The sequence below is a fragment of the Ralstonia pickettii genome, from assembly GCF_030582395.1.
Lineage (GTDB): Bacteria > Pseudomonadota > Gammaproteobacteria > Burkholderiales > Burkholderiaceae > Ralstonia > Ralstonia pickettii_D.
The window spans coordinates 2,998,658-3,023,202 of sequence record NZ_CP104381.1 but is presented as its reverse complement, the minus strand read 5'-3'; the positions used below and the strand labels follow the sequence as shown (position 1 = coordinate 3,023,202).

The 24,545-nt window shown below is 65.3% G+C and carries 22 protein-coding genes; 8 read left to right on the top strand and 14 right to left on the bottom strand.

Features of this window, described 5'->3' with window-relative positions; genetic code table 11:
- Positions 1 to 270 precede the first annotated feature (270 nt).
- The gene (locus tag N5B55_RS14610) at positions 271 to 1,134 is read left to right on the top strand and encodes a MurR/RpiR family transcriptional regulator (RefSeq protein WP_015855786.1); all 864 of its coding nucleotides are present in this window, start codon (positions 271 to 273) and stop codon (positions 1,132 to 1,134) included.
- Positions 1,135 to 1,205: 71 nt separating this feature from the next.
- Here N5B55_RS14610 and N5B55_RS14605 read toward each other — a convergent pair whose 3' ends face one another.
- Complete coding sequence (locus N5B55_RS14605) at positions 1,206 to 1,970, bottom strand: PepSY-associated TM helix domain-containing protein (RefSeq protein ID WP_304538510.1); 765 nt, start codon at positions 1,968 to 1,970, stop codon at positions 1,206 to 1,208.
- 89 nt (positions 1,971 to 2,059) lie between these two features.
- Positions 2,060 to 3,016, bottom strand: a complete 957-nt coding sequence (locus N5B55_RS14600; protein ID WP_304538509.1) for a helix-turn-helix domain-containing protein — start codon at positions 3,014 to 3,016, stop codon at positions 2,060 to 2,062.
- Positions 3,017 to 3,133: 117 nt separating this feature from the next.
- Between N5B55_RS14600 and N5B55_RS14595 the strand changes: the two genes are divergently transcribed.
- Together N5B55_RS14595 and N5B55_RS14590 are read left to right on the top strand one after the other, a co-directional pair.
- On the top strand, positions 3,134 to 4,054 hold the full coding sequence (locus tag N5B55_RS14595) for an alpha/beta hydrolase family protein (RefSeq protein WP_304538508.1): 921 nt from the start codon (positions 3,134 to 3,136) through the stop codon (positions 4,052 to 4,054).
- A gap of 135 nt (positions 4,055 to 4,189) precedes the next feature.
- On the top strand, positions 4,190 to 4,375 hold the full coding sequence (locus N5B55_RS14590) for an ATP-binding protein (protein WP_065858020.1): 186 nt from the start codon (positions 4,190 to 4,192) through the stop codon (positions 4,373 to 4,375).
- Positions 4,376 to 4,407: 32 nt separating this feature from the next.
- Here N5B55_RS14590 and N5B55_RS14585 read toward each other — a convergent pair whose 3' ends face one another.
- The gene (locus N5B55_RS14585; protein WP_304538507.1) at positions 4,408 to 5,205 is read right to left on the bottom strand and encodes an AraC family transcriptional regulator; all 798 of its coding nucleotides are present in this window, start codon (positions 5,203 to 5,205) and stop codon (positions 4,408 to 4,410) included.
- Positions 5,206 to 5,488: 283 nt separating this feature from the next.
- Here N5B55_RS14585 and N5B55_RS14580 point away from each other — a divergent pair, with 283 nt between their 5' ends.
- Positions 5,489 to 6,580, top strand: coding sequence for an ABC transporter substrate-binding protein (locus N5B55_RS14580; protein WP_256731009.1), 1,092 nt, complete (start codon positions 5,489 to 5,491; stop codon positions 6,578 to 6,580).
- Positions 6,581 to 7,257: 677 nt separating this feature from the next.
- On the opposite strand, the gene N5B55_RS14575 is transcribed toward N5B55_RS14580, so the two are convergent.
- Positions 7,258 to 8,559 carry an MFS transporter gene (locus N5B55_RS14575; protein WP_027680520.1) on the bottom strand — a complete coding sequence of 434 codons (1,302 nt, stop codon included), beginning with the start codon at positions 8,557 to 8,559 and terminating at the stop codon, positions 7,258 to 7,260.
- A gap of 8 nt (positions 8,560 to 8,567) precedes the next feature.
- Positions 8,568 to 9,809 (bottom strand): AGE family epimerase/isomerase, encoded by a 1,242-nt coding sequence (locus N5B55_RS14570; protein ID WP_304538506.1) that lies wholly within the window; start codon positions 9,807 to 9,809, stop codon positions 8,568 to 8,570.
- A gap of 276 nt (positions 9,810 to 10,085) precedes the next feature.
- Here N5B55_RS14570 and N5B55_RS14565 point away from each other — a divergent pair, with 276 nt between their 5' ends.
- The gene (locus N5B55_RS14565; RefSeq protein WP_304538505.1) at positions 10,086 to 11,699 is read left to right on the top strand and encodes a glucan biosynthesis protein; all 1,614 of its coding nucleotides are present in this window, start codon (positions 10,086 to 10,088) and stop codon (positions 11,697 to 11,699) included.
- Between the two features lie 282 nt (positions 11,700 to 11,981).
- On the opposite strand, the gene N5B55_RS14560 is transcribed toward N5B55_RS14565, so the two are convergent.
- A complete protein-coding gene (locus tag N5B55_RS14560; protein ID WP_304538504.1) occupies positions 11,982 to 12,608 on the bottom strand; it encodes a DUF1415 domain-containing protein in 627 nt (208 codons plus the stop codon).
- Between the two features lie 192 nt (positions 12,609 to 12,800).
- Between N5B55_RS14560 and N5B55_RS14555 the strand changes: the two genes are divergently transcribed.
- The gene (locus tag N5B55_RS14555; RefSeq protein WP_015855776.1) at positions 12,801 to 13,166 is read left to right on the top strand and encodes a hypothetical protein; all 366 of its coding nucleotides are present in this window, start codon (positions 12,801 to 12,803) and stop codon (positions 13,164 to 13,166) included.
- A gap of 67 nt (positions 13,167 to 13,233) precedes the next feature.
- On the opposite strand, the gene glpK is transcribed toward N5B55_RS14555, so the two are convergent.
- The 8 genes from glpK to glpD form a co-directional block, all read right to left on the bottom strand.
- Positions 13,234 to 14,730: a glycerol kinase GlpK gene (glpK, locus tag N5B55_RS14550; protein WP_304538503.1), complete on the bottom strand. Its 1,497-nt coding sequence runs from the start codon at positions 14,728 to 14,730 to the stop codon at positions 13,234 to 13,236.
- Positions 14,731 to 14,843: 113 nt separating this feature from the next.
- Positions 14,844 to 16,589 (bottom strand): ABC transporter substrate-binding protein, encoded by a 1,746-nt coding sequence (locus tag N5B55_RS14545; protein ID WP_009239732.1) that lies wholly within the window; start codon positions 16,587 to 16,589, stop codon positions 14,844 to 14,846.
- A 153-nt stretch (positions 16,590 to 16,742) separates the two neighbouring features.
- On the bottom strand, positions 16,743 to 17,024 hold the full coding sequence (locus tag N5B55_RS14540; RefSeq protein ID WP_304538502.1) for a DUF2160 domain-containing protein: 282 nt from the start codon (positions 17,022 to 17,024) through the stop codon (positions 16,743 to 16,745).
- A gap of 22 nt (positions 17,025 to 17,046) precedes the next feature.
- Positions 17,047 to 17,877: a carbohydrate ABC transporter permease gene (locus N5B55_RS14535; protein WP_009239734.1), complete on the bottom strand. Its 831-nt coding sequence runs from the start codon at positions 17,875 to 17,877 to the stop codon at positions 17,047 to 17,049.
- Complete coding sequence (locus tag N5B55_RS14530; protein WP_004637132.1) at positions 17,870 to 18,760, bottom strand: carbohydrate ABC transporter permease; 891 nt, start codon at positions 18,758 to 18,760, stop codon at positions 17,870 to 17,872. The genes N5B55_RS14535 and N5B55_RS14530 overlap by 8 nt, the downstream gene beginning before the upstream one ends.
- Positions 18,757 to 19,854: an ABC transporter ATP-binding protein gene (locus N5B55_RS14525; RefSeq protein ID WP_154208140.1), complete on the bottom strand. Its 1,098-nt coding sequence runs from the start codon at positions 19,852 to 19,854 to the stop codon at positions 18,757 to 18,759. Before N5B55_RS14525 ends, N5B55_RS14530 begins: the two co-directional genes overlap by 4 nt.
- A complete protein-coding gene (locus tag N5B55_RS14520; RefSeq protein WP_154208142.1) occupies positions 19,841 to 20,959 on the bottom strand; it encodes an ABC transporter ATP-binding protein in 1,119 nt (372 codons plus the stop codon). Before N5B55_RS14520 ends, N5B55_RS14525 begins: the two co-directional genes overlap by 14 nt.
- Positions 20,960 to 21,027: 68 nt before the next feature.
- Positions 21,028 to 22,605 (bottom strand): glycerol-3-phosphate dehydrogenase, encoded by a 1,578-nt coding sequence (glpD, locus tag N5B55_RS14515; RefSeq protein WP_015855769.1) that lies wholly within the window; start codon positions 22,603 to 22,605, stop codon positions 21,028 to 21,030.
- 122 nt (positions 22,606 to 22,727) lie between these two features.
- Between glpD and N5B55_RS14510 the strand changes: the two genes are divergently transcribed.
- Both N5B55_RS14510 and N5B55_RS14505 read left to right on the top strand, forming a co-directional pair.
- Complete coding sequence (locus N5B55_RS14510) at positions 22,728 to 23,522, top strand: DeoR/GlpR family DNA-binding transcription regulator (RefSeq protein ID WP_441295867.1); 795 nt, start codon at positions 22,728 to 22,730, stop codon at positions 23,520 to 23,522.
- A gap of 108 nt (positions 23,523 to 23,630) precedes the next feature.
- Positions 23,631 to 24,491, top strand: a complete 861-nt coding sequence (locus tag N5B55_RS14505; protein WP_304538501.1) for a CHAD domain-containing protein — start codon at positions 23,631 to 23,633, stop codon at positions 24,489 to 24,491.
- The last annotated feature ends 54 nt before the right edge of the window (positions 24,492 to 24,545 follow it).

Sequence of the window (24,545 nt, the reverse complement as noted above, 5' to 3'; positions counted from 1 at the left end):
AACGACTGTTGTGTTGGCCGGAACGGGTTTTCCGGCCTGGCTCGGGGGCCGACTCTCAGGCAAGTCTGCGCTGTAAGGGTTGAAGTTACGCATGCACCGGCAAAGCGCCGCACACGTCGCGCCGGTGGGAGCATTGCCCGCTGAAGGGGCATTGCGCGTAAACCGCGGGCTTACAGATTCTTGGGGGTTTTCCCTCGGACGGGCGGCGTGGTGCGGGGCTCCCGCTACACTGGCAACGCCGATTTCCGTTTGCCCCCCCCCCGTACCGCCATGCCCTCGTTCTCTGTTCCCTTGCTCAACGCCTTGCGCGACCAGCTGCCCGCGCTCTCGCCGGCGCAGCAGGGCGTGGCGCGGTTGATTCTGGAAGCGCCGGAGCTGTCGCTCGAACAATCGGTGGAGACGCTGGCCGTTCGCGCCGGCGTGTCGATGCCGACCATCGTGCGGATGTGCCAGGCGCTCGGTTTCGAAGGCTTGCGCGAGTTCAAGGCGACGCTGGCCGCCGAGCTGGCACACGCGCAGCCCACGCTGCCGGGTCATGTCGGCCGGGCAGACCCGCCGGCGCTGGTGGCCAGCAAGGTCATCGATGGCGCCACGCGGGCGCTGGCCAAGCTGCGTGAATCGCTGTCCACCACGCAGGTCGACGCCGCCGCCGAGCGCATCGCCCGCGCGCGCCGCGTCGATTGCTATGCAGCCGGTGCGGCTTCATCGTTCATGGCGAACGACATGCAGGCGCGGCTCATGCGGCTGGGGCTGGCGTCCAACGCCTACTTCGATGCGCATTTGCAGCTCGTGTCGGCCGCCATGCTCGGCGCGTCCGACGTTGTGGTGGCGTTCTCGCATGTGGGGCGCATGCCGTATCTGCTCGAGTCGATCGCCTATGCGGCCGAGCAGGGCGCGTGCGTGATCGCCATCACCCAGGCGGGCACGCCGCTGGCCGAGCGCGCGCAGATCGCGCTGACGGTGGACGTGCCGGAAGATGCCGTGATGCGGGTCGGCACCGAGGCGTACCTCGTGCACCTGACCGTGATCGAAATCTTGATGACCTGCGTGGCGCAACGCCGCGACGAGATGGTGCGCTCGCGCATGCGGGCCATCCAGAGGCTGCTCACCGAGCGCAGCGTCGATCGCCCGTAATCGACGGCGGCGGCGCGTCGAAGGCGAAAAAAATGGCGCCACGCGGGCGCCATCCTCCAAACATGCGGCACTCAGAGCCGCGAAATCGCCAGCCCGACCGCCAGCAGACTCCCCAAGCCGAAGATCGTCCAGCCGACCGTGCGGCGCTTGGTGGTCATCACCCACAGCCACAGGCCCGAGATCGACAGGAAGATCAGGCAGCCGGCCAGCGTATCCACCAGCAGAATCCACGGCACCGTCATGCCGACGCCCTTGTGCAGGTTCATCAGCGTGCCCAGGAAGCCGTTGTCGGTCTGGCGGATCGCTACCGAGCGGTTGCCGGCCCAGTATTCCGCCTGGATTTGCGAGGTGGCGCTGCCAAAGTTGAAGGTCCATTGCTCGGGCTGCATCAGCGGCTTGGCGGCGGGTTCGCGCGGTGCGTCGGCGTTCTTCTCATCCTTGGCGCCTTCGCCCTTGGCCGGGCGCTCGGCCCAGGCCACCGGCTTGGCCTTTTCCACGCGTGTGCGGCTGGCCGGCTCCGGCGTGTTCAGCGTCTGCTGCAGCCACGCGGCCATCGCTTCGGGCGTGGCCGGTACGGGGTCGGGCAGGGCGATCTGCGTATTGATGCGCTGCTGCGTCACGGGCAGCTTCAACACCGCGCGGTGGTTCAGCCAGATGCCCGACACGCCAAAGATCAGGCCCATCACGGCGCCCCACAGGCCGAACCAGCCATGCGTCTTGCGCAGCCAGCGGACGATCGTGGCGCGGCGGTTGGCCGGGTGTTCGGATTTGGCCTTCGCCGGGCGAGCGGTGGCGGCCGGCTCAGCCGAAAGCGGGGGATGGGACAGGTCGGTCATGAAGCACAAGGCGGCGTAAGGGCCGCCGGAGGGAGGCAAATCGACCGGCCAATATAGATGAGAATGATTCTCGTTGCAATCGGGCGCAATTACAGCGTAATGCGCTCCAAGGCCCGCCGGGACGCCTCGTCCGCCGGATAGAAACACTCGATGCGCATCTCCTGCAGCCCCGCATCGCGCGGTGTGCCCAGCGTGGTGAGCGTGGAGAACAGCGAGATCGTCACGCCGTCGCGCTGCAGCGAAATGGGAAGGAACGGCGGCGGATCCCCGGCATCCTGTGCGGGCGTAGCGTGGGCTGCCGGCGCATCCGCCGCATCGAACAGCGCCGGTTGCATTGCGCGGATGTCGCGCAGCAGCCGTTGCGTGGCCGGGTCAATAGCTTGCAGCGCCAGTTCCTGCCGCACGCGCCGGGCCAGGTAGCGGCCGACGGCTTCACGGTTGGCGATGGCCGGCCACAGCGCGGTCGGGTCGAACACCAGCTTCATCATGTTGACGGCACCCGGCGCGCCTTCGGACCGGTCGTCGCCGATGGCCCAACGCATCAGGCGGCGATGCGCGGCATTCGCATCGAGCACATGCCAGAAGCGGTCGAGCACGATGGCAGGATACGGCGCCTGCTTATCAAGAATCAGCTTCACCGCATGCCGCACCGCCTGCATCATCGGCGAGGTTTCATCGGGCGGCGTGGCGAGGCCCTGTTCGGAATAGGCGGGCGCGAAACCGGCCGCCAGCAGCATCTGGTTGCGATGGCGTAGCGGCACGTTCAGCTCCTCGGCCAGTTGCAGGATCATGTTGCGGCTCGGTGCCGCGCGGGCCGATTCCAGAAAGCTCACATGCCGCTGGGATACACCCGCCGCCAGGGCCAGCGCCAGCTGGCTATAACCGCGCCGCGTGCGCCAGAAACGCAGCAACTGCGGGAAGCGCAAGAGCGCAGCTTCGGGCGGCTCATTTGCCTCTGGGGCGGCATCGGCGGCGTCTTCAAGCATGAGGGTGTCGTCGGTGGCGGACGAAGTCTGGGATGAGGTGGCAGGCTTGGCGGGGGTCATGTCACCTATTGAAGCAGAGTCGGGTAGCTGCCGCGATTACCTGCCGCGTAATTGTGACCGCATCCGGCGGCGCCAATACTCGGTCCATCCCAACTTGATAGCCCGAGCGGAGTGCCCATGCAGCGCGAACCGATCGACTACCCCGCCGATGCTCTTCCCACCCGCGACGATCACGTCCGCACGGCCGACGGCTGGACGCTGCCCGTGACGGTTACCAGCCCCGGGCTGGGCGCGCACGGCACCGTGGTGATCTGCTCGGCGCTGGGCGTGCCGCGCCAGTTCTACGCGGCGTTTGCGCGGGCGCTGTGCCTGGGGGGCTGGCGTGTGGTGACGTTCGACTACCGCGGCATTGGCGAGGCGGCAGCAACCGGCCCAGGCACGCCGCGCTTTGCCGACTGGGGCCGGCGCGACATCGACGCGGTGCTGAAATGGGTGCACGACACGCTCGTCCCCGAGGGCTGCAGCGGACGCAGGCTGGTGGTGCTCGGCCACAGCGCGGGCGGGCAGCTGGCGGGGCTGGCGCCGCACATCGTGCATGCGGATGCGCTGGTGCACGTGGCGGTGTCGCTGGCGAATGCGCGGCTGTGGCCGTGGCACGGCCCGCTGACCCGTCCGCAACTCGCATGGCTGCTGCGTGTGCGGATTCCCTTGGCGGTGGCGCGGGTGCGCGGCGGCATGCTGCCGCTGGCGGCTGTCGGCATGGGGCCGATGTCGATTCCGGCGGTCATCCTCGGCGATTGGGCGCGCTTTGCCCGTCGGCGCGGCTATCTCTTTGCGCCCGGCGCGGGGCTGGATACGTCGCGTTACCCGCGGCTTGCCGTGCCGCTGCTCGCCTGGGGTTTTGACGATGACCCGATGGCGCCGGCCAACGCCATCGACGCGCTCATCGCGCAGTTGCCCGCCACGCGCGTCACGCGCCGCCAGGTGAGCGGCGCGGCGCTCGGTGCCAAGGGCGTCGGCCACATGGGCTTCTTCCGCGCATCGTCCAGCGCGCCGTGGTGGCGCGAAACCGTGGCGTGGCTCGATGCCCTCGCTTGAGTGAGCGCCCTGATCCGCCATGCCGCCTGCGGCCCGCAACGCGATCCTCAAATGCGCTGGAGCCGGCCCCTCGGGTTCGATGCGCCTGACGATGAAAGACGACGGCCCGCACATCCCCCCAGTTGGATCGCACGCGTGTTCGAGCCGTGCCTGCGCCTGAATGCCAGCCGCGATCGCCACAGCGGGGGCTTCGGTCTGGGGTTGGCGATCGTGCAGCGTAGTGGGCTGGTGCATGGCGGCGATATCCGGCTCGATGCGGCAGCGGCAGGAGGGGCGCGGTTTGCGGTGCTGCTGCCCGCGATGACGCCGCCGCCGCGGTAGGTGCCGCAGGAGGGTCACCACTGCCGTGGTCGCTACGCCTCGTCGCCGCCCGGTCGATGCAGAAACGCGCTCGGGCTCCTGCCGAACGCCCGGCGGAACATCGCCGAGAACGCGCTTTGGCTGTTGTAACCCAGCTCCTGTGCCACGCGCGACAGCGGCATCCCCTGCGACATCATCGGGATGGCACTGGCGAGCACCGCCTGCTGGCGCCACTGCGAAAAGCTCACACCCAGTTCGTCCCGGAAGCGCCGCGCCAGCGTGCGTGCGCTGGCGCCCACATCGCGGGCGAGCGCATCGAACGTGAGCGGGGTGCCGGGGTCGGCCATCACGCGTTCGCACAGGGCCCGCAAGCGCTTGTCGGCGGGCATGGGCAGATCCAGCGGCAGCGGGGCGCTGCGGCGCAGCTCATCGAGGATCAGCATGGCCAGCGCTTGCTCGCGCGCGGCCGGCAGCGGCTGGCGGACGTCCATCGCTGCAATCAGCTCGCGCAGCAGCGGCGACACCTCCATGACGCGGCACTGCGCGAGCGTGCCCGTCACCACGGACGGGTCGGCATACAGCGTCCGCAGGAAGGCCGCCTCGACCACCCACACTTCGTGTTCGATGCCGGGCGGAATCCAGATCGCCCGCGAGGGCGGGACCACCCAGGCGGTGTCGCCGGCCTGCACGCGTAGCACGCTGTTGTGGCTGTACGCCACTTGCGCCCAGGGATGCGTGTGGCGCGGAAACCGCGTGTTGGCCTCCATCTGCCGCGTGTAGAGCCGTACTGGATGCGCCGCCGAGGGCGGCGTGCGGCCTTCGATATCGGTGGGCAGGAGGCGCTGTGGCATGGCGGGTTTGCGACAGAAACAGTCGGGCCAGTGTAAATGCGCCGGCGGGACTTGTCGAAGCCGGAGGTCGATGGCAGGCTATCGCCCGGCGTCGACGAGGGTGGGCGCCACACTAGAAAGCGGACCGCAGAAGCGGTCTCGACAAAAAACGCCGTTGCCCACGAGGCACGCGGCGACATGGGTGCGAACAATGCAAACGGGAAATCACACGCGCAGCCGGGGGGCGCGCGGGGCGATGGGGTGGTTGCGGCCGTGGGCCGCGCTTGCCGCGTGTGTGGCATGCATGGCTGCGTTGACAGCGCCGCCGGCCCACGCCGACATCAGCATCATCCAGTCTTTGCCGCTGTCCGGTACGCAAGCCGCGACGGGGCGGGCGCTCAATGCGGGCGCACGGCTGTATTTCGACTGGCTCAATCTCGATGGCGGCATTAACGGCGAGACCATCCGCCTGGTCGCCCGTGACGACGAGCAGAAGGTCGAGCAGACCGTTCGCAACGTGCGGGACATGGCCAAGATCGACAACCCGGTGGCGGCCCTTACCGTGGTCGGCACCGCCAATGTGGAAGCGCTCATGCGCAGCGGCGTGCTGACCGAAGCCAACCTGCCGCTGGTCGGCCCGGCCACCGGGGCCTCCAGCATGACCGGCGATCCGCTGGTGTTTCCCATCAAGGCCAGCTACCGGCAAGAGATCGACAAGATGGTGAGCGCGCTCGTCACCATTGGTGTCACGCGCATCGGCGTGCTGTATCAGGACGATGCGCTCGGCAAGGAGGTGCTGGCAGGCGTGGAGCGCGCGCTCAAGCCGTACAAACTCACGATGGGCGGTACGGCTTCGTACCCGCGCAATACGGCTTCGGTGAGCGCTGCCGTCGACAAGCTGCTCGGCGCCGATGTGCAGGCCATCTTCCTGGGCGCCACGGCCGAACCCGCCGCGCAGTTCATCAAGCAATACCGCGCGCGCGGTGGCGGTGCGCAACTGCTTGGGCTGTCGTCGATTGATCCGGGCATTCTGCTCAAGGTGGCCGGCATCGATGCGGTGCGCGGCTATTCGCTGGCGCTCGTGATGCCCAACCCCGGCAAGGGCGTGAACCCGGTCATCCGCGAATTCAACCGCGCACGCGCGGCCGTGGGCGCAAAGGATGTCGAACTGTCGTTCCGCGCGGTGGAAGGCTTTGTGGCCGCCAAGGTGCTGGCCGAAGCAGTGCGCCGCGCCGGCCCCAAACCCACGCGCGACCAGGTGCGCCGCGAGTTGGCCCATCTGCGCAACTTCGACGTGGGTGGCGGATTTGTGGTGGATTTTTCCGACCGCACGCGTCCTGGTTCGCATTATGTGGAGTTGGGGGTGGTGGGGCCGAATGGGCTGGTGATTCAGTAACGCTGGGCGCGTGAAGCTTGTTGTGCTGAATGGCAGGGTTGGGAGCGAGGAGGAAGGGGGGGGCTTTGTTGGTGGTGCATCCCTTGTTTCATCCCCTGCCGGGGCTGACTCACTTTCTTTGGTCTTGCCCAAAGAAAGTAAGCAAAGAAATGCGCGCCCGAGATGGCGAAAGATTCCTTCAATTTCCGTAACCGGGCGGAGGCGGGGAAAACTCGCTGCGCTCAGACAGTTCCCCGCCTTTTTTCCGCCCGCTTACGAAAATTGAAGGCGCCATCTAGGGCAGGAAAGTCAAAGGACAAAAGCCACACCAACTAAGCGCACGCCCAAACGACAAGGCCAACCTCACGATGGGGTTGGCCTTTTTCTTTTGACGTTGAGCCCTTGATGGCGCCTTGAATTTTTGTGAGCGGGCGGATCAAGGAAGGAGGCTGTCTGAGCGCAGCGAGTTTGCCTCCTTCCCCGCCCGGTCACACAAATTCAAGGGGAAGTCGCCATCTCGGGCGCGCCTTTCTTTTGCTTACTTTTCTTTGGCAAGACAAAGAAAAGTGAGTCGGTCCCGGCAGGGAACGAAAGGTGAGTGGACCACAAAAAATCCAGAGGAAACAAAAAGCCAAAAAGCAAAACGCCCCTCAGAGAGATACCCCCTCCGAGAGGCGTTCCTTCAATCCAAAAGCCCGTCAGGCCACAGGCGCCGTGCCCGCGCCATGCTCATGCCTGCCAGCCGGCTTGACGATCGCCAGCGTGGCAATCAACCCGCACAGGGCAGCGAACGACACCCACACGCCGGGCATGGCCTTGTTGCCCGTCTCGTGGATCAGCCATGTGGCAATCGCCGGGGTAAAGCCGCCGAAGATGGCCGTGGCGAGGCTGTATGCCAACGAAAAACCGGTGGTACGCACTTCCGGCGGCATGATTTCAGTGAGCGTGACGACCATCGCGCCGTTGTAGCTGCCATAGAGGAACGACAGCCACAGCAGCACGATCAGCATGCGTGCGAACGACGGTGCGCTCACCAGCCACTGCATCGCCGGGTACGCCGTCACCAGCATCAGCACGGTAAAGAGGATCAGCAGCGGGCGGCGGCCGACGCGGTCGGACACGGCGCCCATCACCGGCAGCCAGAAGAAGTTCGAGGCGCCCACGCACAGCGTGACGATCAGGCTGTCCATGTCCGACAGGTGCAGCACGCTCTTGCCGAAGGTCGGCGTGTAGGCGGTGATCAGGTAGAACGACACCGTGGTCATCACGACCATCAGCGTACCCGCGCCCACCAGGCGCCAGTTTTGGCCCATCGAGCGGAACACGGCGCGCAGGTCCGGGCGGTGCTTGCGCTTCTGGAATTCTTCCGTCTCTTGCAGCGAACGGCGGATGATGAACAGGAACGGCACAATCAGGCAGCCGATCAGGAACGGCACGCGCCAGCCCCATGCGCTCATCTCAGACGGCGGCAGCAGGTACGACATCAGCACGCCCAGCAGCGCGGCAAACATGACCGCCACCTGCTGGCTGGCCGACTGCCAGCTCACGAAGAAGCCCTTCTTGCCTGGGGTGGCGATTTCGGCCAGGTAGACCGACACACCGCCCAACTCCACGCCAGCCGAGAAGCCCTGCAGCAACCGGCCGATCAGCACCAGCAGCGGCGCCGCCAGCCCGATGGTGGCGTAGCCCGGCACCAGCGCGATCAGCAGCGTGCCGCAGGCCATGAGCGCCAGCGTGACGATCAGCCCCGTGCGACGGCCGTGACGGTCGATGTACGCGCCCAGGAAGATTGCGCCCAGCGGCCGCATCAGGAAGCCGGCACCGAAGGTCACGAGCGACAGCATCAGCGAGAGGAACTCGTTGCCGGCGGGGAAGAAGGTGTCGGCAATGGCCTTGGCGTAATAGCCATAGACCATGAAGTCGTACATCTCCAGGAAGTTGCCGCTAACCACCCGGAAGACGGTGCGGGCCTTGGATTCGTTGGGGTTGGAGGTATGCATGATGGTTCTCACTGAACAGCTTGGGTACAACGTGCGGGCGAGCCGGACAGCGCGCTGCGGGCCGCCTCATAAAAGGTGGTGATGTGATACGGCGTGCTCGACGGCATGTCGGCGCGCAGGCGCTGGCCGGCGGGGTCGACCACTTCGTTCCAGCCTTGCGCATGCAGGAAGCGCGCAGACCACGCCGGCAGAAGGCGCGCGAGCATGGCGCCCTGCGTTTCGGTGCAGAGCGCGAGCGCGCGGCCGTATTCCGTCTGCGCCCAGATGCGCTGGCTGGCGTCGCGCATCGTGCCGTCCAGATTGAGCGCCAGGCACACGCCCTGCGTCTCGGCATCCACGCCATCGGCGCAGGCGGCATCCACTGCGCGGGCGAGGGTTTCGGCCAGGCGGCGGCCGGCTTCGGACCGCGTGAAGACAACGGCGTGTCCTCGCACGAGATAAAACCATTCGAACTGGTGACCGGGTTCGATGCGGTTGTCGGTGCTGGCCTCGTCAACCGGCAACTCGGTGATGCTGCCCGTACGCGTATCGATGAAGCGCGCAAGGATGCCCTCGGCCAGCGTGCGCACGCCCGCCTCGGCCCAGGCGGGCGGTTCGTCCAGCGCGGCGGAGGCCAGGTACGCCTCGGTCAGATGCATCACCGGGTTCTGCGCGACACCGGCCAGCGTGGTGCTGAACGTGCCGTCCATGGATGCGACCGGCAGCGGTTGGGCTCCGGCCCGCGCAAAGCGGCGCGTGATCACATCGTGCGCGTCGTGCATCAGCGCGGCGGCACGCGGGTCGTCACTCACGGCCAGCCAATGTGCGGCGGCAAACAGCACAAAGGCGTGCGTATACAAATCCTTCGTGGTGTCGTGCGGGGCCAGCGCGCTGTCGATCGCAAACAGCCAGCCGTCGTGGATCGTGTCGCGAAAGCGGGTGTCCAGCGCATGGCACAGCGCGGCGGCGCGTTCGGCGCAGAGATCGCGATGTCGCTCGGAGAGTTGCGTGGCACGCGCGAAGGTATACAACTGCCGCGCACACGCCATCGCCCGGTAGCGTGCGGTGGATGCCGGCACCAGCGCGCCGTTGTCGACGACGAGCGCCTCATAGCAGAGGCCGGCCTGAGCATTCCAGCCGGGGCCCAGCCACATGGGCAGCAGGACGTCGTCGTAGTAGCGGTCGAAGGATTCCAGCGCCGCCGCAATCGCGGCGGACGGTTCGGTCGTGGCCGTATCGGGCGGCGGGGGCGTGGAGGGTTGTGAAAGCATGTGCGCCGTGGTGATCGTGGCGGGCGCCGACCCATTCTCGTCGGGCCGGTTGCTCGTATCTGTTCTGTCCACCATAGGCGACGTACATCCGTTCTACCTGTGAACAGACCCGGGATTGTGCTCCAACTGGCGGCCCGACGCCACGCACAAGTGGGCCAATCCCGGTCGCGGTGCAGGGTTGTGGGTCCAATGAAAGGTTTTTGCAGGATGCTGCCTGGGCGTGGGTTGTGCGAAGATGAATCACCCCTGGCTCATCCCCTGGTCCTGCCCCGATCCATGCACCGTCGCGACCTGCTCAAGCAGTTGGCCGCCGGGCTGCTTGCCCTGGCTCCTGGTTTGTCCCGCAGCGCCACGCCCGGCACCGCCGCTGGCGCCTCCGAACCGTTTGACGAAGCCCGCCTGCTGGCGCGCGCTCGGACCTTGGCGGCACGGCCGTATCGGCCGCGCAGCACGCAGTTGCCTGCGCCGCTGGCTGCACTGAACTGGGACGGCTATCAATCGATTGGCTATCGCCCCGATCACGCCCTGTGGGCAGGACAGCACTTGCCGTTCGAGGCCAGGTTCTTCCACCTCGGGCTGTTCTTCAAGTCGGCCGTGCAGATGCACGAGGTGGTGGACGGTCAGGCTCGCCTGATCGCCTACGACCCCGCCATGTTCGATTACGGCCGGAGCGGACTGGCCCGCCAGGCGCTGCCGGCCGATCTTGGTTTCGCCGGTTTCCGGCTGACGACCAAGGCGGACCCGACGCGCGATGTGGCGGCCTTCCTGGGTGCCAGCTACTTTCGCGCCGTCGGCGGGCAGTGGCAATACGGTATGTCGGCGCGCGGCCTGGCGATTGACACGGGGTTACCTCGCGCAGAAGAGTTTCCGGATTTCACTGAATTCTGGCTGGTGCGCCCGGCCGCCGACGCCGATACGGTGCGCGTCTATGCGCTGCTCGATTCTCCGAGCGTGGCCGGCATCTACCGCTTTGACATCCGCCCCGGCGACACGCTCGTGATGGACGTGGCCGCCACGCTCTACGTGCGCAAGCCGATCGAGCGTCTGGGCATCGCCCCGCTGACCAGCATGTTCCTCTACGGCGAGAACGACCGCACCGACCGCGCCGGCGATCGCCACAGCGCTGCACGTCGCTGGCGCGCATCGGACTGGCGCCCGGAAATCCATGATTCCGATGGCCTGGCCATCTGGCGTGGCTCGGGCGAGTGGATCTGGCGGCCGCTGGCCAATCCGCCCGTGCTGCGCAGCCAGCGCTTTGCCGACGACAGCCCGCGCGGCTTCGGCCTGCTGCAGCGCGACCGCAATCCCGATCACTACCAGGATGACGGCGTGTTCTATGAGAAGCGCCCGAGCGTGTGGGTCGAGCCCACGCACGACTGGGGTGAAGGCGCGGTGGAACTGGTGGAGCTGTCGGCCAACGATGAAACATTCGACAACATCGTCGCGTTCTGGCGGCCGGCTGTTGCGCCGCATGCCGGGCAGGAGCTGGCGTTCGGCTATCGGCTGACGTGGGGCGCGCAACCCGCGGCGGCCTCACCGCTGGCGCGAGTGGTGGCGACGCGCACGGGCATTGGCGGCGTGGTGGGACAGCCGCGCAAATACTTCTCGTGGCGCTTCGTGGTGGACTTTGCCGGCGGCGAGCTGTCGCGGCTGGGGCGCAGCACGGCGGGGTCGACTGTGGAGCCTGTCATACGCGCCTCGCGCGGGCGGGTGGAGATTGCGTCGGCGCGGCCGCTGGCGAGCATCGATGGCGTCCGGGCGATGTTTGATGTGGTGCCGGATGCGAGCAATGCGCCGATTGAGTTGTTGCTGACGTTGCAGTCGGGGGAGCGGTTGCTTTCTGAGACTTGGGCGTATCAGTGGACGCCGCCGGTGGATCGGGGCGTGTGAGACTGGTTTCTTGGGGCGTCGGCTTTTATGGCTGGTGCCGGTCCATCCCTTGTTTCACCCCCTGCCGGGGGCGACTCACTTTCTTTGTCTTGCCAAAGAAAGTAAGCAAAGAAAGGCGCGCCCGAGATGGCGAAAGATTCCTTGAATTTATGTCGCAGGGAGGGAAGGGAGGCAAACTCGCTGCGCTCAGACAGGCCTCCCTTCTTTTCCTCCCTGCAACAGAAATTCAAGGCGCCATCAAGGGCATCAACGGCCAAACCGTCGCTGCCTTTGGTCAGTTGGTTAGTCGCGGGGCGGTGTCTTGCTGAACTTCTTTGCCATTTCTGCCCAGCCTTCGGGGCCCAGCTTTTCCATCGTCGCGATATTGCGTTCGTAGATGTCCGCTGCGTCGGGCACGGCTGCGGCGGCGCGGGCGATGCTGTCTTCGCGCAGCAGATGCAGGATGGGGAGGGGCGCGCGGTTGGTGGCGTTGGCGATGTCGTCAGGCTCTGCGTCGGCGAAGACGAATTCGGGGTGGAAGCTGGCCAGTTGCAGTTCGCCTTCGTAGCCAGCCTTGGCGAGCACGGATTCAGCCCGCTCCGTGAGCGAATGGAAATCGAGGAAGTCGGCAAGGGCGGGGACGATCAGCAACGTGGTGTCGATCTGTGCGGCGGGGGTGGCGTGCAGCAGGTCCGCTTCGGCACGCAGGTGGTCGAGCACGTCGCCGTCCATCGTGGCGCGGCTGACGACGTATCGAACCTGCCGCTTGACGTGGACGGCCTTGGCGAAGGGGCAGAGGTTCAGACCAATGACGGCGTCTTCCAACCAGCGCTGTACCGTCGCGACATGAAGGGCGGCGGCGTTTGCGTCCAAGTTGACGGCATCGGCGGGGGGATCCAGCAGGACGAAATCGGGGGCGTGGTCAGACACGGCGTGCGGGCAGGGAAGAGACAGCGGGCAGTGTAGTCGATGGGTCGGGAGCGTTTCTTGCGACGGTGTAGACGTTGTGATTTGCAACGTCCGGCGCGCGCCGTTGATGTGCGCCGAGATCACTTCGGGTGCCTCGTGCGCCGCTTATGTGGTCCGTCCATTCCGTGTTTTTGTAAAAGAAGGAGCTCAACCATGATTGAACTGCGCCTGAAAACCGCCCTTGCCGTTGCCGCCACGTTTGCTGCGTCGGCTGCTTTCGCACAGATGACGCCGGCACCGCAGACTTCACCGCAGACCACCGGCACCGTGCAGACCGCCCCGCAAGACGGGCCGGCCACTTCGTCGTCTGACCCGCTGGTTCAGAAGCGCATTGACGACAAGGCTGCAAGCGACGAGTACAAGGCTCGCAAGGCCGACGCCAAGGCTGCCTACAAGGAAGAAAAGAAGGCTGCCAAGGCCAACCGCAAGGCCGAGAAGAAGGAGGCTCGCGCCAAGCGCAAGGAAGCGATGAGCGAACAAGGCGGCCCCGCCCAGACGCCGAACAGCGAAGGCAAGTAAGCCCTTGTCTCGCTCATGAAAAAAGGCGACCTTCGGGCCGCCTTTTTTTTGGGCTCATTGTGCGCCTTCAGTGAGCACGCGCGGTCGGCAGGCGGACCTGCGCGACGGCCATTTCCCACTGGGCGATGCGATGCGCCGCCTCGTCGCGGCTGATGACCGGGTGGAACGTGCGCGAGGCACGCCATTGCTGGGCGACTTCCGCTTCATCACGATAGAAGCCGGTTGCGATGCCCGCCAGGTAAGCCGCGCCGAGCGCCGTTGTCTCGATGATCTCCGGGCGCACCACCGGAATACCCAGCAAATCTGCCTGGAACTGCAGCAGCAGGTTGTTTGCCGAGGCACCGCCATCGACGCGCAGTTCCGAGATGGTGGAAACGGCATCGCGCGTCATGGCCTGCAGCAGTGCCGTGCTTTGGAAGGCGATGGATTCGAGTGCCGCACGAGCGATGTGGCCGATGGTGGTGCCGCGTGACAGGCCCACGATGGCGCCCTGCGCGGTGGGATCCCAGTACGGCGCCCCTAGGCCCGTGAACGACGGCACGAATACCACACCGCCGGAATCGGGCACCGAGGCGGCCAGGCCTTCGACGTCTGCCGAACGCTGGATGGCGCGCAGGCCATCGCGCAGCCACTGCACGACCGCCCCGCCCACAAACACACTGCCTTCGAGCGCGTAGCTGCGCTTCGTGCCGCTCTGGCAGGCGGCTGTGCTGATCAGGCCGTTGTGCGACTGGACTGCCTTGTCGCCGGTGTTGAGCAGCATGAAGCAGCCGGTGCCGTAGGTGTTCTTGGCCATGCCGGGCTTGAAGCAAGCCTGACCGAACAACGCAGATTGCTGGTCGCCGGCAATGCCGCCGATCGTGAGCGAGGCGCCCAGCCAGTCGGCATCGGTCTGCCCAAATTGATACGCGGATGGATGCACCTCGGGCAACAGGCTCGGGTGAATGTCCAGCGCGCGCATCAGATCCGCGTCCCATTCGCCCGTGTGGATGTTCCACAGCATCGTGCGGGACGCGTTCGATACGTCGGTCACATGGAGGCGGCCGCGTGTGAGTTGCCAGACGAGCCAGCTGTCGATGGTGCCGAAGGCGAGTTCGCCACGCGCGGCGCGCTCGCGGGCGCCATCCACGTGGTCAAGAATCCAGCGCAGCTTGGTGGCGGAAAAATACGGGTCGATGATCAGGCCGGTGCGCTTGCGCACCTCGTCTTCCAGGCCCTCGGCGCGCAGGCGCTCGCAGATGGCTTCGGTGCGGCGGTCCTGCCAGACGATGGCGTTGAAGATCGGTTTGCCTGTGGCGCGCTCCCACACCATGGTGGTTTCGCGCTGGTTGGTGATGCCGAGCGCGGCCATGTCGGCGGCGGAGAGCTTCGCTTGTTCAAGTGCGGCGCGGCAGGTGGCGAGCTGGCTGTTCCAGATGTCGAACGGATCATGCTCCACCCAGCCGGGCTGCGGAAAATGCTGGGGAAACTCCTGCTGGGCGCTGGCGACGATCTGGCCGGCGCGGTTGAAGACGATGGCGCGTGAGCTGGACGTGCCCTGGTCGAGCGCGAGGAGGTATTCCATAAGGCAGATTCAGGTGACCGCCGGGCCGGAGTGAACCTGTCCGGCGGTGGGTAAAACGGAAGCAGGCATGGTAGCCCGCCGGCCGATGTTTGGTCGACCGGCGGGCATGCGAATTAACGTACCTTGCCGGCCTTCCAGGCTGCGAGCAGCTTGTCGTAGGCCACCGTCTCACCCTTCGGACGCTCGTTGTCGAGCTTCTTCCAGGGGGCGTGTTCGGTCGACAGCCACTTCGACGGATCGCTTTCCGGGTTCAGCTTCGGCGCGCAGTTCTTCATGCCGGCGCGCTGCAGGCGGCCCATAACCTGGTCCATTTCCTTGGCCAGGTTGTCCATCGCGCCTTGCGGCGTCTTCTCGCCCGTGACGGCCGTGGCGACGTTCTTCCACCAGAGCTGCGCCAGCTTCGGATAGTCGGGCACGTTGTTGCCGGTCGGCGTCCAGGCCACGCGGGCCGGGCTGCGGTAGAACTCGATCAGGCCGCCGTACTTGGCCGCGTTCTTGGTGAAGTAGTCGCTGTGGATATCGGAGTCACGAATGAACGTGAGACCGGTGATCGACTTCTTGAGCGACACCGTCTTCGACGTGACGAACTGGGCGTACAGCCACGCAGCCGAGCGGCGCTCGAACGGGGTGGATTTGAAGAACGTCCACGAGCCGACGTCCTGGTAGCCGTTCTGCATGCCGTCTTTCCAGTACGGGCCGTGCGGCGACGGGGCCATGCGCCACTTCGGCGAGCCGTCGGCGTTCACGACCGGGCCCGGCTTGGTCATCGGCGCGGTGAAGGCGCTGTACCAGAACACCTGCTGGGCGATGTGGCCTTGTGCGGGCACCGGGCCGGCTTCGTTGAAGGTCATGCCGGTCGCTTCAGGCGGGGCGTACTTCTTCATCCAGTCGATGTACTTCGTGAGGGCGTACACCGCGGCCGGGCTGTTGGTGGCGCCGCCGCGCGAGACCGATGCGCCCACCGGAGTGCATTTGTCCTTGTCATCCACGCGGATGCCCCATTCGTCCACCGGCAGGCCGTTCGGGATGCCCTTGTCGGCGGAGCCGGCCATCGACAGCCATGCATCGGTAAAGCGCCAGCCGAGCGACGGATCCTTCTTGCCGTAGTCCATGTGGCCGTAGACGCGCTTGCCGTCGAGCTCCTTCACGTCGTTGGTGAAGAAGTTGGCGATGTCTTCATAGGCCGTCCAGTTGACGGGCACGCCCAGGTCGTAGCCGTACTTCGCCTTGAACTTGTCCTGCAGGTCCTTGCGGGCGAACCAGTCAGCGCGGAACCAGTACAGGTTGGCGAACTGCTGGTCGGGCAACTGGTACAGCTTGCCGTCGGACGCGGTGGTGAAACTCGTGCCGATGAAATCCTTCAGGTCCAGGCCCGGGTTGGTGAACTCCTTGCCTTCACCCGCCATGTAATCGGACAGCGGCATGATCACGCCGTAGCGGTAGTGTGTGCCGATCAGGTCGGAGTCGGAAATCCAGCCGTCATAGATGCTCTTGCCCGATTGCATCGAGGTCTGCAGTTTTTCGACGACATCGCCTTCCTGCATGATGTCGTGCTTGACCTTGATGCCGGTGATTTCTTCGAAGGCCTTGGCCAGCGTCTTCGATTCATACGCATGCGTGTCGAGCGTTTCCGACACGACGTGGATTTCGGTTACGCCCTTGGCCTTGAGCTTGGCGGCGGCGTCCATGAACCACTTCATTTCCGCCATCTGCTTGTCTTGCGACAGCGTGCTGGGCTGGAATTCGCTGCTGATCCACTTCTTGGCTTCGGCTTCGCCGGCATGGGCTGCGCCGACTGCCAGGGCGCTTGCCAGTGCGATGGCACTGATCTGAAGCGTCATGCGCCAGGATGTTTTCATCGGTATCTCCTCGTGCTTTTTGTTCTCCCCGCAGCGAAAACATCCGACATTCCGACGCGGGGAGCGTGGTGGAATGCGTGTGCCCACAAGGGCGTGGAAGCGCGGCATTCTGCCGAGACTTCCGGTCCTGCGTAATCGAGGTCGCCTTCTAACTCAGCCGCGCCACATCACGATGATCAGCACCACCATCGAGGCGATGAAGCCGCCCCAGGCGCTGGTCTCTTCCGACGTGAGCCCAACCCAGACCAGGTTGATATAGGCCGCGGTCAGCAAGCCAATGAAGAGGCGGTCGCCGCGCGTGGTGGCAATGGGCAGGAAGCCCTTGCGCTCCACCGTCGGGCGGGCCACTTCCCACACCGTCATGCTGGCCAGCATCAAGGCGATGCAGCCAAAGAAGATCGCCACTTCGGGCGTCCAGGCCATCCAGCTGAACATGGCTGTGTCTCCCGTTCTTGTTTTAGACGCGGCCCATCGCGAAACCCTTCGCGATGTAGTTCCGCACAAACCAGATCACCAGCGCACCCGGAATGATCGTCAGCACACCGGCTGCAGCCAGCACGCCCCAATCCATGCCCGAGGCCGACACCGTGCGCGTCATCACCGCGGTGATGGGTTTGGCATCGACCGAGGTGAGCGTGCGCGCGAGCAGCAGTTCCACCCAGCTGAACATGAAGCAGAAGAACGCCGTCACACCCACGCCTGCCTTGATGAGGGGCAGGAAGATCTTCAGGAAGAACTTGGGGAAGCTGTAGCCGTCGATGTAGGCCGTCTCGTCAATCTCACGCGGGATGCCCGACATGAAGCCTTCGAGAATCCACACCGCCAGCGGCACGTTGAACAGCATGTGCGCCAGCGCCACGCCCAGGTGCGTGTCCATCAGGCCGACCGTCGAATACAGCTGGAAGAAGGGCAGCAGGAACACCGCGGGCGGCGTCATGCGGTTCGTCAGCAGCCAGAAGAACATGTGCTTGTCGCCCAGGAAGCGGTAGCGCGAGAAGGCGTAGGCCGCCGGCAGCGCTACCACGGTCGAGAGCACCGTGTTCATCGTCACGTAGATGATGGAGTTGATGTAACCCCAGTACCACGACGGGTCGGTGAAGATGATCTTGTAGTTGTCGAACGTGACGAGCTTCGGCCAGATCGAGAAGCCGGCCAGCGTCTCCTCGTTGGTCTTGAGTGACATGCTCAGCATCCAGTACAGCGGCAGCACGGCAAATGCCACATACACCGCCAGCGTGATCGCGCGGGCGATCTTGCGCTGGTGTTCGTTGTTGTTGTTCTTACGCATGGTCGTCTCCCACGGCCGTGCTCGCGCTGCCCATGCGTTGCATCCAGTTGTAGAGGACGAAGCAGAACAGCAGGATGATGAGGAAGTACACGATCGAGAATGCTGCCGCCGGGCCCAGGTCGAACTGACCTACCGCCTTCTGCGTCAGGTACTGCGACAGGAACGTCGTCGCGTTGCCCGGGCCGCCGCCGGTCAGCACGAACGGCTCGGTGTAGATCATGAAGCTGTCCATGAAGCGCAGCAGCACGCCGATCATCAGCACGCCGCGCATCTTCGGCAGCTGGATGTAGCGGAAAACGGCCAGGCGGCTGGCGCCGTCAATCTCGGCGGCCTGGTAGAACGCATCCGGAATCGAGCGCAGGCCGGCATACGCCAGCAGCGCCACCAGCGGCGTCCAGTGCCACACGTCCATGATGAGCACGGTGATCCACGCATCGAACGAATGCGACGTGTAGTTGTAATCGATGCCCATCTGGTTGAGCCAGTAGCCGGCCAGGCCGATATCGGAGCGCCCGAAGATCTGCCAGATGGTGCCCACCACGTTCCAGGGAATCAGCAGCGGCATGGCCAGCACCACCAGTGCGGCCGAAGCCTTCCAGCCCTTGGAGGGCATCGACAGCGCCAGGCCGATGCCCAGCGGAATTTCCACGGCCAGCACGCACAGCGAGAAAATCAGCTGGCGCGTGAGCGCGTCCTGCAGATCGCCGTCGCGCAGGATCTGGCGGAACCAGTCCACGCCCACGAACACGTGCTGCTCGGGGCTGATGATGTCCTGCACCGAGTAGTTCACCACCGTCATCAGCGGCAGGATGGCGGAGAACGCCACGCACAGGAACACCGGCAGGATCAGGAACCACGCCTTGTTGTTGAGCGGCTTGTTCATCGGCCGATCCTCTCGTCATTGCTGTAGTACAGCGTCTGCGGCGCATCCAGGCGCAGCCACACGCGCGATTCGGTCACGGACACTTCGTTGGGCAGCTTGGCCTTGATCGGCAGTCCGTTGCCTTCACCGAGGCTGGCGGTCAGCAACTGGTGCGTACCCAGTTGCTGCACCTGATGGACGCTGGCGGCGACGGTGCCGACTTCGCCGGGTGCGGCCAGTTGCACGAATTCCGGCCGAATGCCGAGCTTGAGCGAACCGTTTGCGTTCTTGAGCGTGGCGAGCGTGTCCCGCCCCACCGACAGGCGCTGGCCGCCCAGCGCAATCACATCGCCATCCACCGTCACCGGGTAGAGGTTCATGCCCGGGCTACCGATGAAGTAGCCGACGAACGTATGGTCCGGCCGCTCGAACAGCGCTTCCGGCCCGCCTTGCTGCACGACCTTACCTTCGGTCATGACGACCACCTCGTCGGCAAAGGTCAGCGCTTCCACCTGGTCGTGCGTCACGTAGATCAGTGTGAGCTTGAGCTGCTGGTGAATCTTCTTGAGCTGGCGACGCAGTTGCCATTTCAGGTGCGGATCGATGACGGTGAGCGGCTCGTCGAACAGGATGGCCGCCACGTCCTTGCGTACCAGGCCGCGGCCCAGCGAGATCTTCTGTTTGGCGTCGGCCGCCAGACCTGAGGCGCGGCGCTTGAGCGCGTGCTGCAGCTCGAGGATCTCGGCCACTTCCTCCACGCGCTTCTTCACTTCGGCTTCCGGCGTCTTGCGGTTGCGCAGCGGGAAGGCGAGGTTGTCGAACACGGTCATCGTGTCGTAGATGACCGGGAACTGGAACACCTGCGCGATGTTGCGCTCGCGCGGGCTGGCGTGCGTGACGTCACGGTCGTCAAACAGCACCTGCCCTTCGGACGGCGTCAGCAACCCCGAGATGATGTTCAGCAGCGTGGACTTGCCGCAGCCCGACGGACCGAGCAGGGCATACGCACCGCCGTCGCGCCAGGTCATGTTCATGGGCTGCAGCGCGTAGTCGCTCAGGTTTTGCGGATCGGGGCGGTAGCTGTGCCCCAGGTTGCGGAATTCAATGCGTGCCATGTGCGCCTCCCTGCTTGGGCGCGCTCACCAGCTTGCCCGCATCGTCGAACAGGAACAGTTCGGCGGGATCGACAAACACGTCCAGCGTCGCTCCCAGTTCGAATTCATGCACGCCCGGCAACTGCGCGACCAGGCCAATGCTGCTTGTCTGGCCAGCGGCGTGCGCGCGCACGTGCAGATACGTTTCGGAGCCAGACAGCTCGGCCAGCTCCACCGTGCCCGGCAGCGCGACGGCACCACCGTTGCGCGGCGCCAGGCGGATGTGGCTCGGACGCAGGCCGATGCGGCACCGCGTGCCAGCGGCCATCGGCAGCGGGCGCGTCCATGCAACGTCAATGCCTTGTGGCAGGCGGATCTGGTTGCCTTCCACCACGGTGGCGTCCAGCACGTTCATCGGCGGGTCGTTGAAGATGGCCGCGGCGTCAACCGACACCGGCACTTCGTACATGTCGAGCGTCGGGCCGTCCTGCAGCACGCGGCCTTCATGCATGACGACGGTGTGGCCGCCGAGCAGCAGCGCTTCCTGCGGTTCCGTGGTGGCGTACACGACCGTCGTCCCGCCGTCGGCAAAGAGCGATGCCAGCTCGGCGCGCAGTTCTTCGCGCAGCTTGTAGTCGAGGTTGACGAGCGGCTCGTCCAGCAGTACCAGCGGCGCCCGCTTGACGAGTGCCCGGGCCAGCGCGCAGCGTTGCTGCTGTCCACCGGACAGCTCGGCTGGCAGGCGCTGCAGCAGATGGTCGATGTGCAGCTTGGAGGCGACGGCCCGCACGCGCGTGTCGATCTCGCCCTTGTTGGTGCCCTGCAGGCGCAGCGGCGAGGCGATGTTGTCGTACACCGTCATCGCCGGGTAGTTGATGAATTGCTGGTACACCATCGCCAGATTGCGATCGCGCACTCCCACGCCCGTCACGTCCTTGCCGTCGACCAGTACGCGGCCGGTGGTCGGCCGATCCAGCCCGGCCATGATGCGCATCAATGTGGTCTTGCCGGCTTGCGTCGGCCCGAGCAGCACATTGATCGCGCCGGGCGCCAGCCGCAGGCTGGTCGGGTACAGATGCGTCTGCGCCCCGACCATGGCCGTAACCTGGTCCAGTTCCAGAATCAATTGATGTCTCCCGTCTTACTGCTTTGATTTCTTTGATGTCTTGAATCGGGCGCCTAGCCCCCGGTGGTTCAGGGCGCCCGTTCCGCAACTGGAGCGGTCCCACCTTCCGGCAGATGCCGCGCCAGCCAGCCTTCCAGGCGGCTGCAATCGGCATCGCTGGCGTGCAGGCCCAGCTTGGTCCGCCGCCACAGGATGTCCTGCGCCGTACGGGCCCATTCGTGTTCGATCAGGTAACGGATTTCGGCTTCATACAGGCCAGGCGTCACTTCGGCGCCCAGCTCTTCGAGCCGCGTGGCGCCTGCGAGCAGCGTGTTGATGCGGGTGCCGTACTGGTGGGCGTAGCGCAGTGCCAGTTGGGTGGGCATCCACGGCAAACGTTTTTGCAGGCGCGTCACAAAATCGTCGAAGGTGTATTCGGCAACCAGCTGCCCCGGCGCTTCCAGATCACCGCCCGGCAGCGATGCGGTAGCCGTCCACGATGGCTTGCCGGCCAGCGGCAGATGCGGGGCCAATTGATCCAGGGCTTCTTCGGCCAACTTGCGGTAGGTCGTGATCTTGCCGCCCCACACGTTGATGAGCGGCGCGCTGGCGCTATCGGCGCCGGTCTCGCATTCGACCAGGTAATCCCGCGTGATAGCCGAAGCATTGGCCGCGCTGTCGTCCAGCAGCGGCCGTACACCCGAATAGCTCCACACCACGTCGGCTGGCGTGAGCTGCTGGGTGAAATAGCGGCTGGCCATTTCGCACAGGTATTGGATTTCGCCGGCATCGATGGCCACTTGGTCCACCGAGCCCTTGTATTCCAGGTCCGTCGTGCCGATCAGCGTGAAATCGTTTTGGTACGGGATCGCAAACACGATCCGCCCGTCCGGGTTCTGGAAGATGTAGGCGAACGGGTGATCGAACATCCGCCGCACCACGATGTGGCTGCCCTTGATCAGCCGCAGGCCGCGCGTGCTCGGAAGCGCGTGCGCGGAGCGCGCGAATTCCGCGGCCCACGGCCCGGCCGCATTGACGATCGCCTTTGCGCGCACCGAGCGGATACCGTCCGGGCCGGCCAGCGAGGCGTGCCAGCCACCAGCGCGGCGCTCGGCGTTCAGGCAGCGCGTGCGGGTGAGAATCTGCGCGCCGCGATCCGCCGCATCGCGGGCGTTGAGGACCACCAGGCGGGCATCGTCCACCCAGCCGTCGGAATAGACGAAGCCACGCGTATAGCCCGCCTTGAGCGGCTGACCCGCCGGATGCCGCGCCAGCTTGATCGATTCCGAGCCCGGCAGGAAACGCCGACGCGCCAGATGGTCATACAGGAAGAGGCCTGCACGGATCATCCATGCTGGGCGCTGCGCGGCATCGTGCGGCATCACAAATCGCAGCGGCCACATGATGTGCGGCGCCATGCGCAGCAGCACCTCGCGCTCCTGCAGCGCCTTGCGCACCAGGCTGAATTCGTAATATTCGAGGTACCGCAGCCCGCCGTGGATCAGCTTGGTCGATGCCGAAGAGGTGTGCTGGGCCAGGTCGTCTTTTTCACACAAGACCACCGACAGGCCACGGCCCACGGCATCACGGGCGATACCGACCCCGTTGATGCCGCCTCCGACCACCAGCAGATCACAGTCCAGATGCGACGCGTCAGTGAGTTGCATGGGTTTGAATCTGTTGATTTTCGCGCCTTTCCTTGCGAATAGTGACGCGTTGGCGGATAGTTTAGTGAAGGGTGAAAATAAAGCAACATAGGGAATCGCCTAATCCGCTCACATGTGTTCGTTTGTGTTCATTTCGTGACTTGATGCTTCCGCGACACCGCCAGATCCTCGAATACGTCCGTCAACACGGCGATGCCTCCGTCGATGCGCTCGCCCGCGTGCTGGGCGTCACGACGCAAACCATCCGTCGCGATATCCGTCAGCTCGAAGATGAGCGCCTCCTGGCGCGCTACCACGGCGGCGTCGGCCTGCCGTCGTCGGTCGAAAACATCGATTACGACCAGCGCCAGGTTCTGCACATCGACGCCAAGCGCCGCATCGCCGAGGTCGTTGCGCGCCACGTCGAGCCTGGCCGCTCGCTCATCATCAATATCGGCACCACGACCGAAGAGGTTTCCAAGGCGCTCGTCGGCCCGAATGGCCCGCGTGGCTTGCGCGTGATCACCAATAACCTGAACGTCGCGTCGATTCTTTCCGGCAGCCCGGACGCCGAAGTCATCGTTGCCGGCGGTCTCGTGCGCAACCGCGACCGCGGCATCGTCGGCGAAGCCACGATCGACTTCATGAAGCAGTTCCGCGTTGACATCGGCATCATCGGCGTCTCCAGCATCGACGAAGACGGCACGCTGCTCGACTACGACTACCGTGAAGTCCGCGTCGCCCAGTCCATCATCGAGCAGTCGCGCGAAGTCTGGCTCGTGGCCGATCACTCCAAGTTTGGCCGCCGCGCAGTCGTCCGTCTGGGCCATGTCTCGCAGATCGACAAGTTCTTCACCGACATCCCCGTGCCGGAGCCGATGGCCGAAGTCCTCCGCGCCGCCGAGGTCGACGTGATCGTCGCCAGCGAAACGCGCTGACGTTGGATCAGGCTTTCCTGCAGTCTTTGCCTGCTCGACTACAGTGAAATGGCAAGGCGCGCACCTTGCGTGCCCCTTGTCATCCAGACTCGTCATACGGAGAGCATCGTGAGCAAGCACTCACATGCGGCAATCCTTTCGATCTTCGCGCGCATTGTCACCGAACATATCGCCGTGCTGCGTCAGGCGCTTGCCAAGCTGGCGGCGCCGGATCCCAGTCACGAAGATCTTCACCAGTTCCGTGTCACCCTGCGCCGACTACGCTCAGCCTGGGTGACCTTTGCGCCGGTTCTGCCAACAAGCTTTGTCGACCAGTGGAAACCTCGCCTGCGGGCGCTCGCCGCTTCGACCGGCCCTGTCCGGGAGTGGGATGTGCTGCTCTCAGATTGGTTGCCCGCTGTCCGGGAGGTCCTCGCCGATAGTGACGAGACCGCTCGTGTATGGCTAGAGGAGGCGGTTATCAAGTCCCAACAGGCGCGCGACCGCGCTTGGGAAGCGTTGCGCGCCGAATTGGCATCGCCGAATGTGCGCCGAGCGCTGCTTGAACTGGAAGAGGGAGTCGCTGGCTTCCATACAGAAGGCGACCCGGAGCGGCATCGCCGCTTTGCCCGGGCCCGGGCCCGGGCGCTCCAGAAGAAGCTGATCCGCCGAGGGCGCCGCCCCAAGCGCTCGTCTGCGCCCCGGCTACATCGAGCCCGCATCGCCGCAAAGCAGTGGCGCTATTTATATGAGGCGTTCTACCCGGCGCTCGGCGCCCACGCGGGCAAGCGCTACCGGAAGCATTTGCGCAATGTCCAGGACGCCTTGGGCGAGGTGCACGATGCGAGTGTCTCTCTCGACAGCGTGGCAGCCTTATTGGAGGTGCCGCCCCCACTTCCTATAGTGAGCGCCTTTCACAAGCGCGCCCGCAGGGCGCGAAAGCGGGCCGCCGAGGAACTCCGCTGGGTGCGATCGCATACAGCGCAGTAGCCTCCCGAAAGTGCAGAAAAGACCCTATGGATAGAAAGGGCTTGCGCTGCTCCA

Bases quoted from the DNA above. Each gene is read 5' to 3' on its own strand.
- N5B55_RS14610 (WP_015855786.1), top strand. From the start codon at position 271: ATGCCCTCGTTCTCTGTTCCCTTGCTCAACGCCTTGCGCGACCAGCTG.
- N5B55_RS14605 (WP_304538510.1), bottom strand. From the start codon at position 1,970: ATGACCGACCTGTCCCATCCCCCGCTTTCGGCTGAGCCGGCCGCCACC.
- N5B55_RS14600 (WP_304538509.1), bottom strand. From the start codon at position 3,016: ATGACCCCCGCCAAGCCTGCCACCTCATCCCAGACTTCGTCCGCCACC.
- N5B55_RS14595 (WP_304538508.1), top strand. From the start codon at position 3,134: ATGCAGCGCGAACCGATCGACTACCCCGCCGATGCTCTTCCCACCCGC.
- N5B55_RS14585 (WP_304538507.1), bottom strand. From the start codon at position 5,205: ATGCCACAGCGCCTCCTGCCCACCGATATCGAAGGCCGCACGCCGCCC.
- N5B55_RS14580 (WP_256731009.1), top strand. From the start codon at position 5,489: ATGGCTGCGTTGACAGCGCCGCCGGCCCACGCCGACATCAGCATCATC.
- N5B55_RS14575 (WP_027680520.1), bottom strand. From the start codon at position 8,559: ATGCATACCTCCAACCCCAACGAATCCAAGGCCCGCACCGTCTTCCGG.
- N5B55_RS14570 (WP_304538506.1), bottom strand. From the start codon at position 9,809: ATGCTTTCACAACCCTCCACGCCCCCGCCGCCCGATACGGCCACGACC.
- N5B55_RS14565 (WP_304538505.1), top strand. From the start codon at position 10,086: ATGCACCGTCGCGACCTGCTCAAGCAGTTGGCCGCCGGGCTGCTTGCC.
- N5B55_RS14555 (WP_015855776.1), top strand. From the start codon at position 12,801: ATGATTGAACTGCGCCTGAAAACCGCCCTTGCCGTTGCCGCCACGTTT.
- glpK (WP_304538503.1), bottom strand. From the start codon at position 14,730: ATGGAATACCTCCTCGCGCTCGACCAGGGCACGTCCAGCTCACGCGCC.
- N5B55_RS14545 (WP_009239732.1), bottom strand. From the start codon at position 16,589: ATGAAAACATCCTGGCGCATGACGCTTCAGATCAGTGCCATCGCACTG.
- N5B55_RS14540 (WP_304538502.1), bottom strand. From the start codon at position 17,024: ATGTTCAGCTGGATGGCCTGGACGCCCGAAGTGGCGATCTTCTTTGGC.
- N5B55_RS14535 (WP_009239734.1), bottom strand. From the start codon at position 17,877: ATGCGTAAGAACAACAACAACGAACACCAGCGCAAGATCGCCCGCGCG.
- N5B55_RS14530 (WP_004637132.1), bottom strand. From the start codon at position 18,760: ATGAACAAGCCGCTCAACAACAAGGCGTGGTTCCTGATCCTGCCGGTG.
- N5B55_RS14525 (WP_154208140.1), bottom strand. From the start codon at position 19,854: ATGGCACGCATTGAATTCCGCAACCTGGGGCACAGCTACCGCCCCGAT.
- glpD (WP_015855769.1), bottom strand. From the start codon at position 22,605: ATGCAACTCACTGACGCGTCGCATCTGGACTGTGATCTGCTGGTGGTC.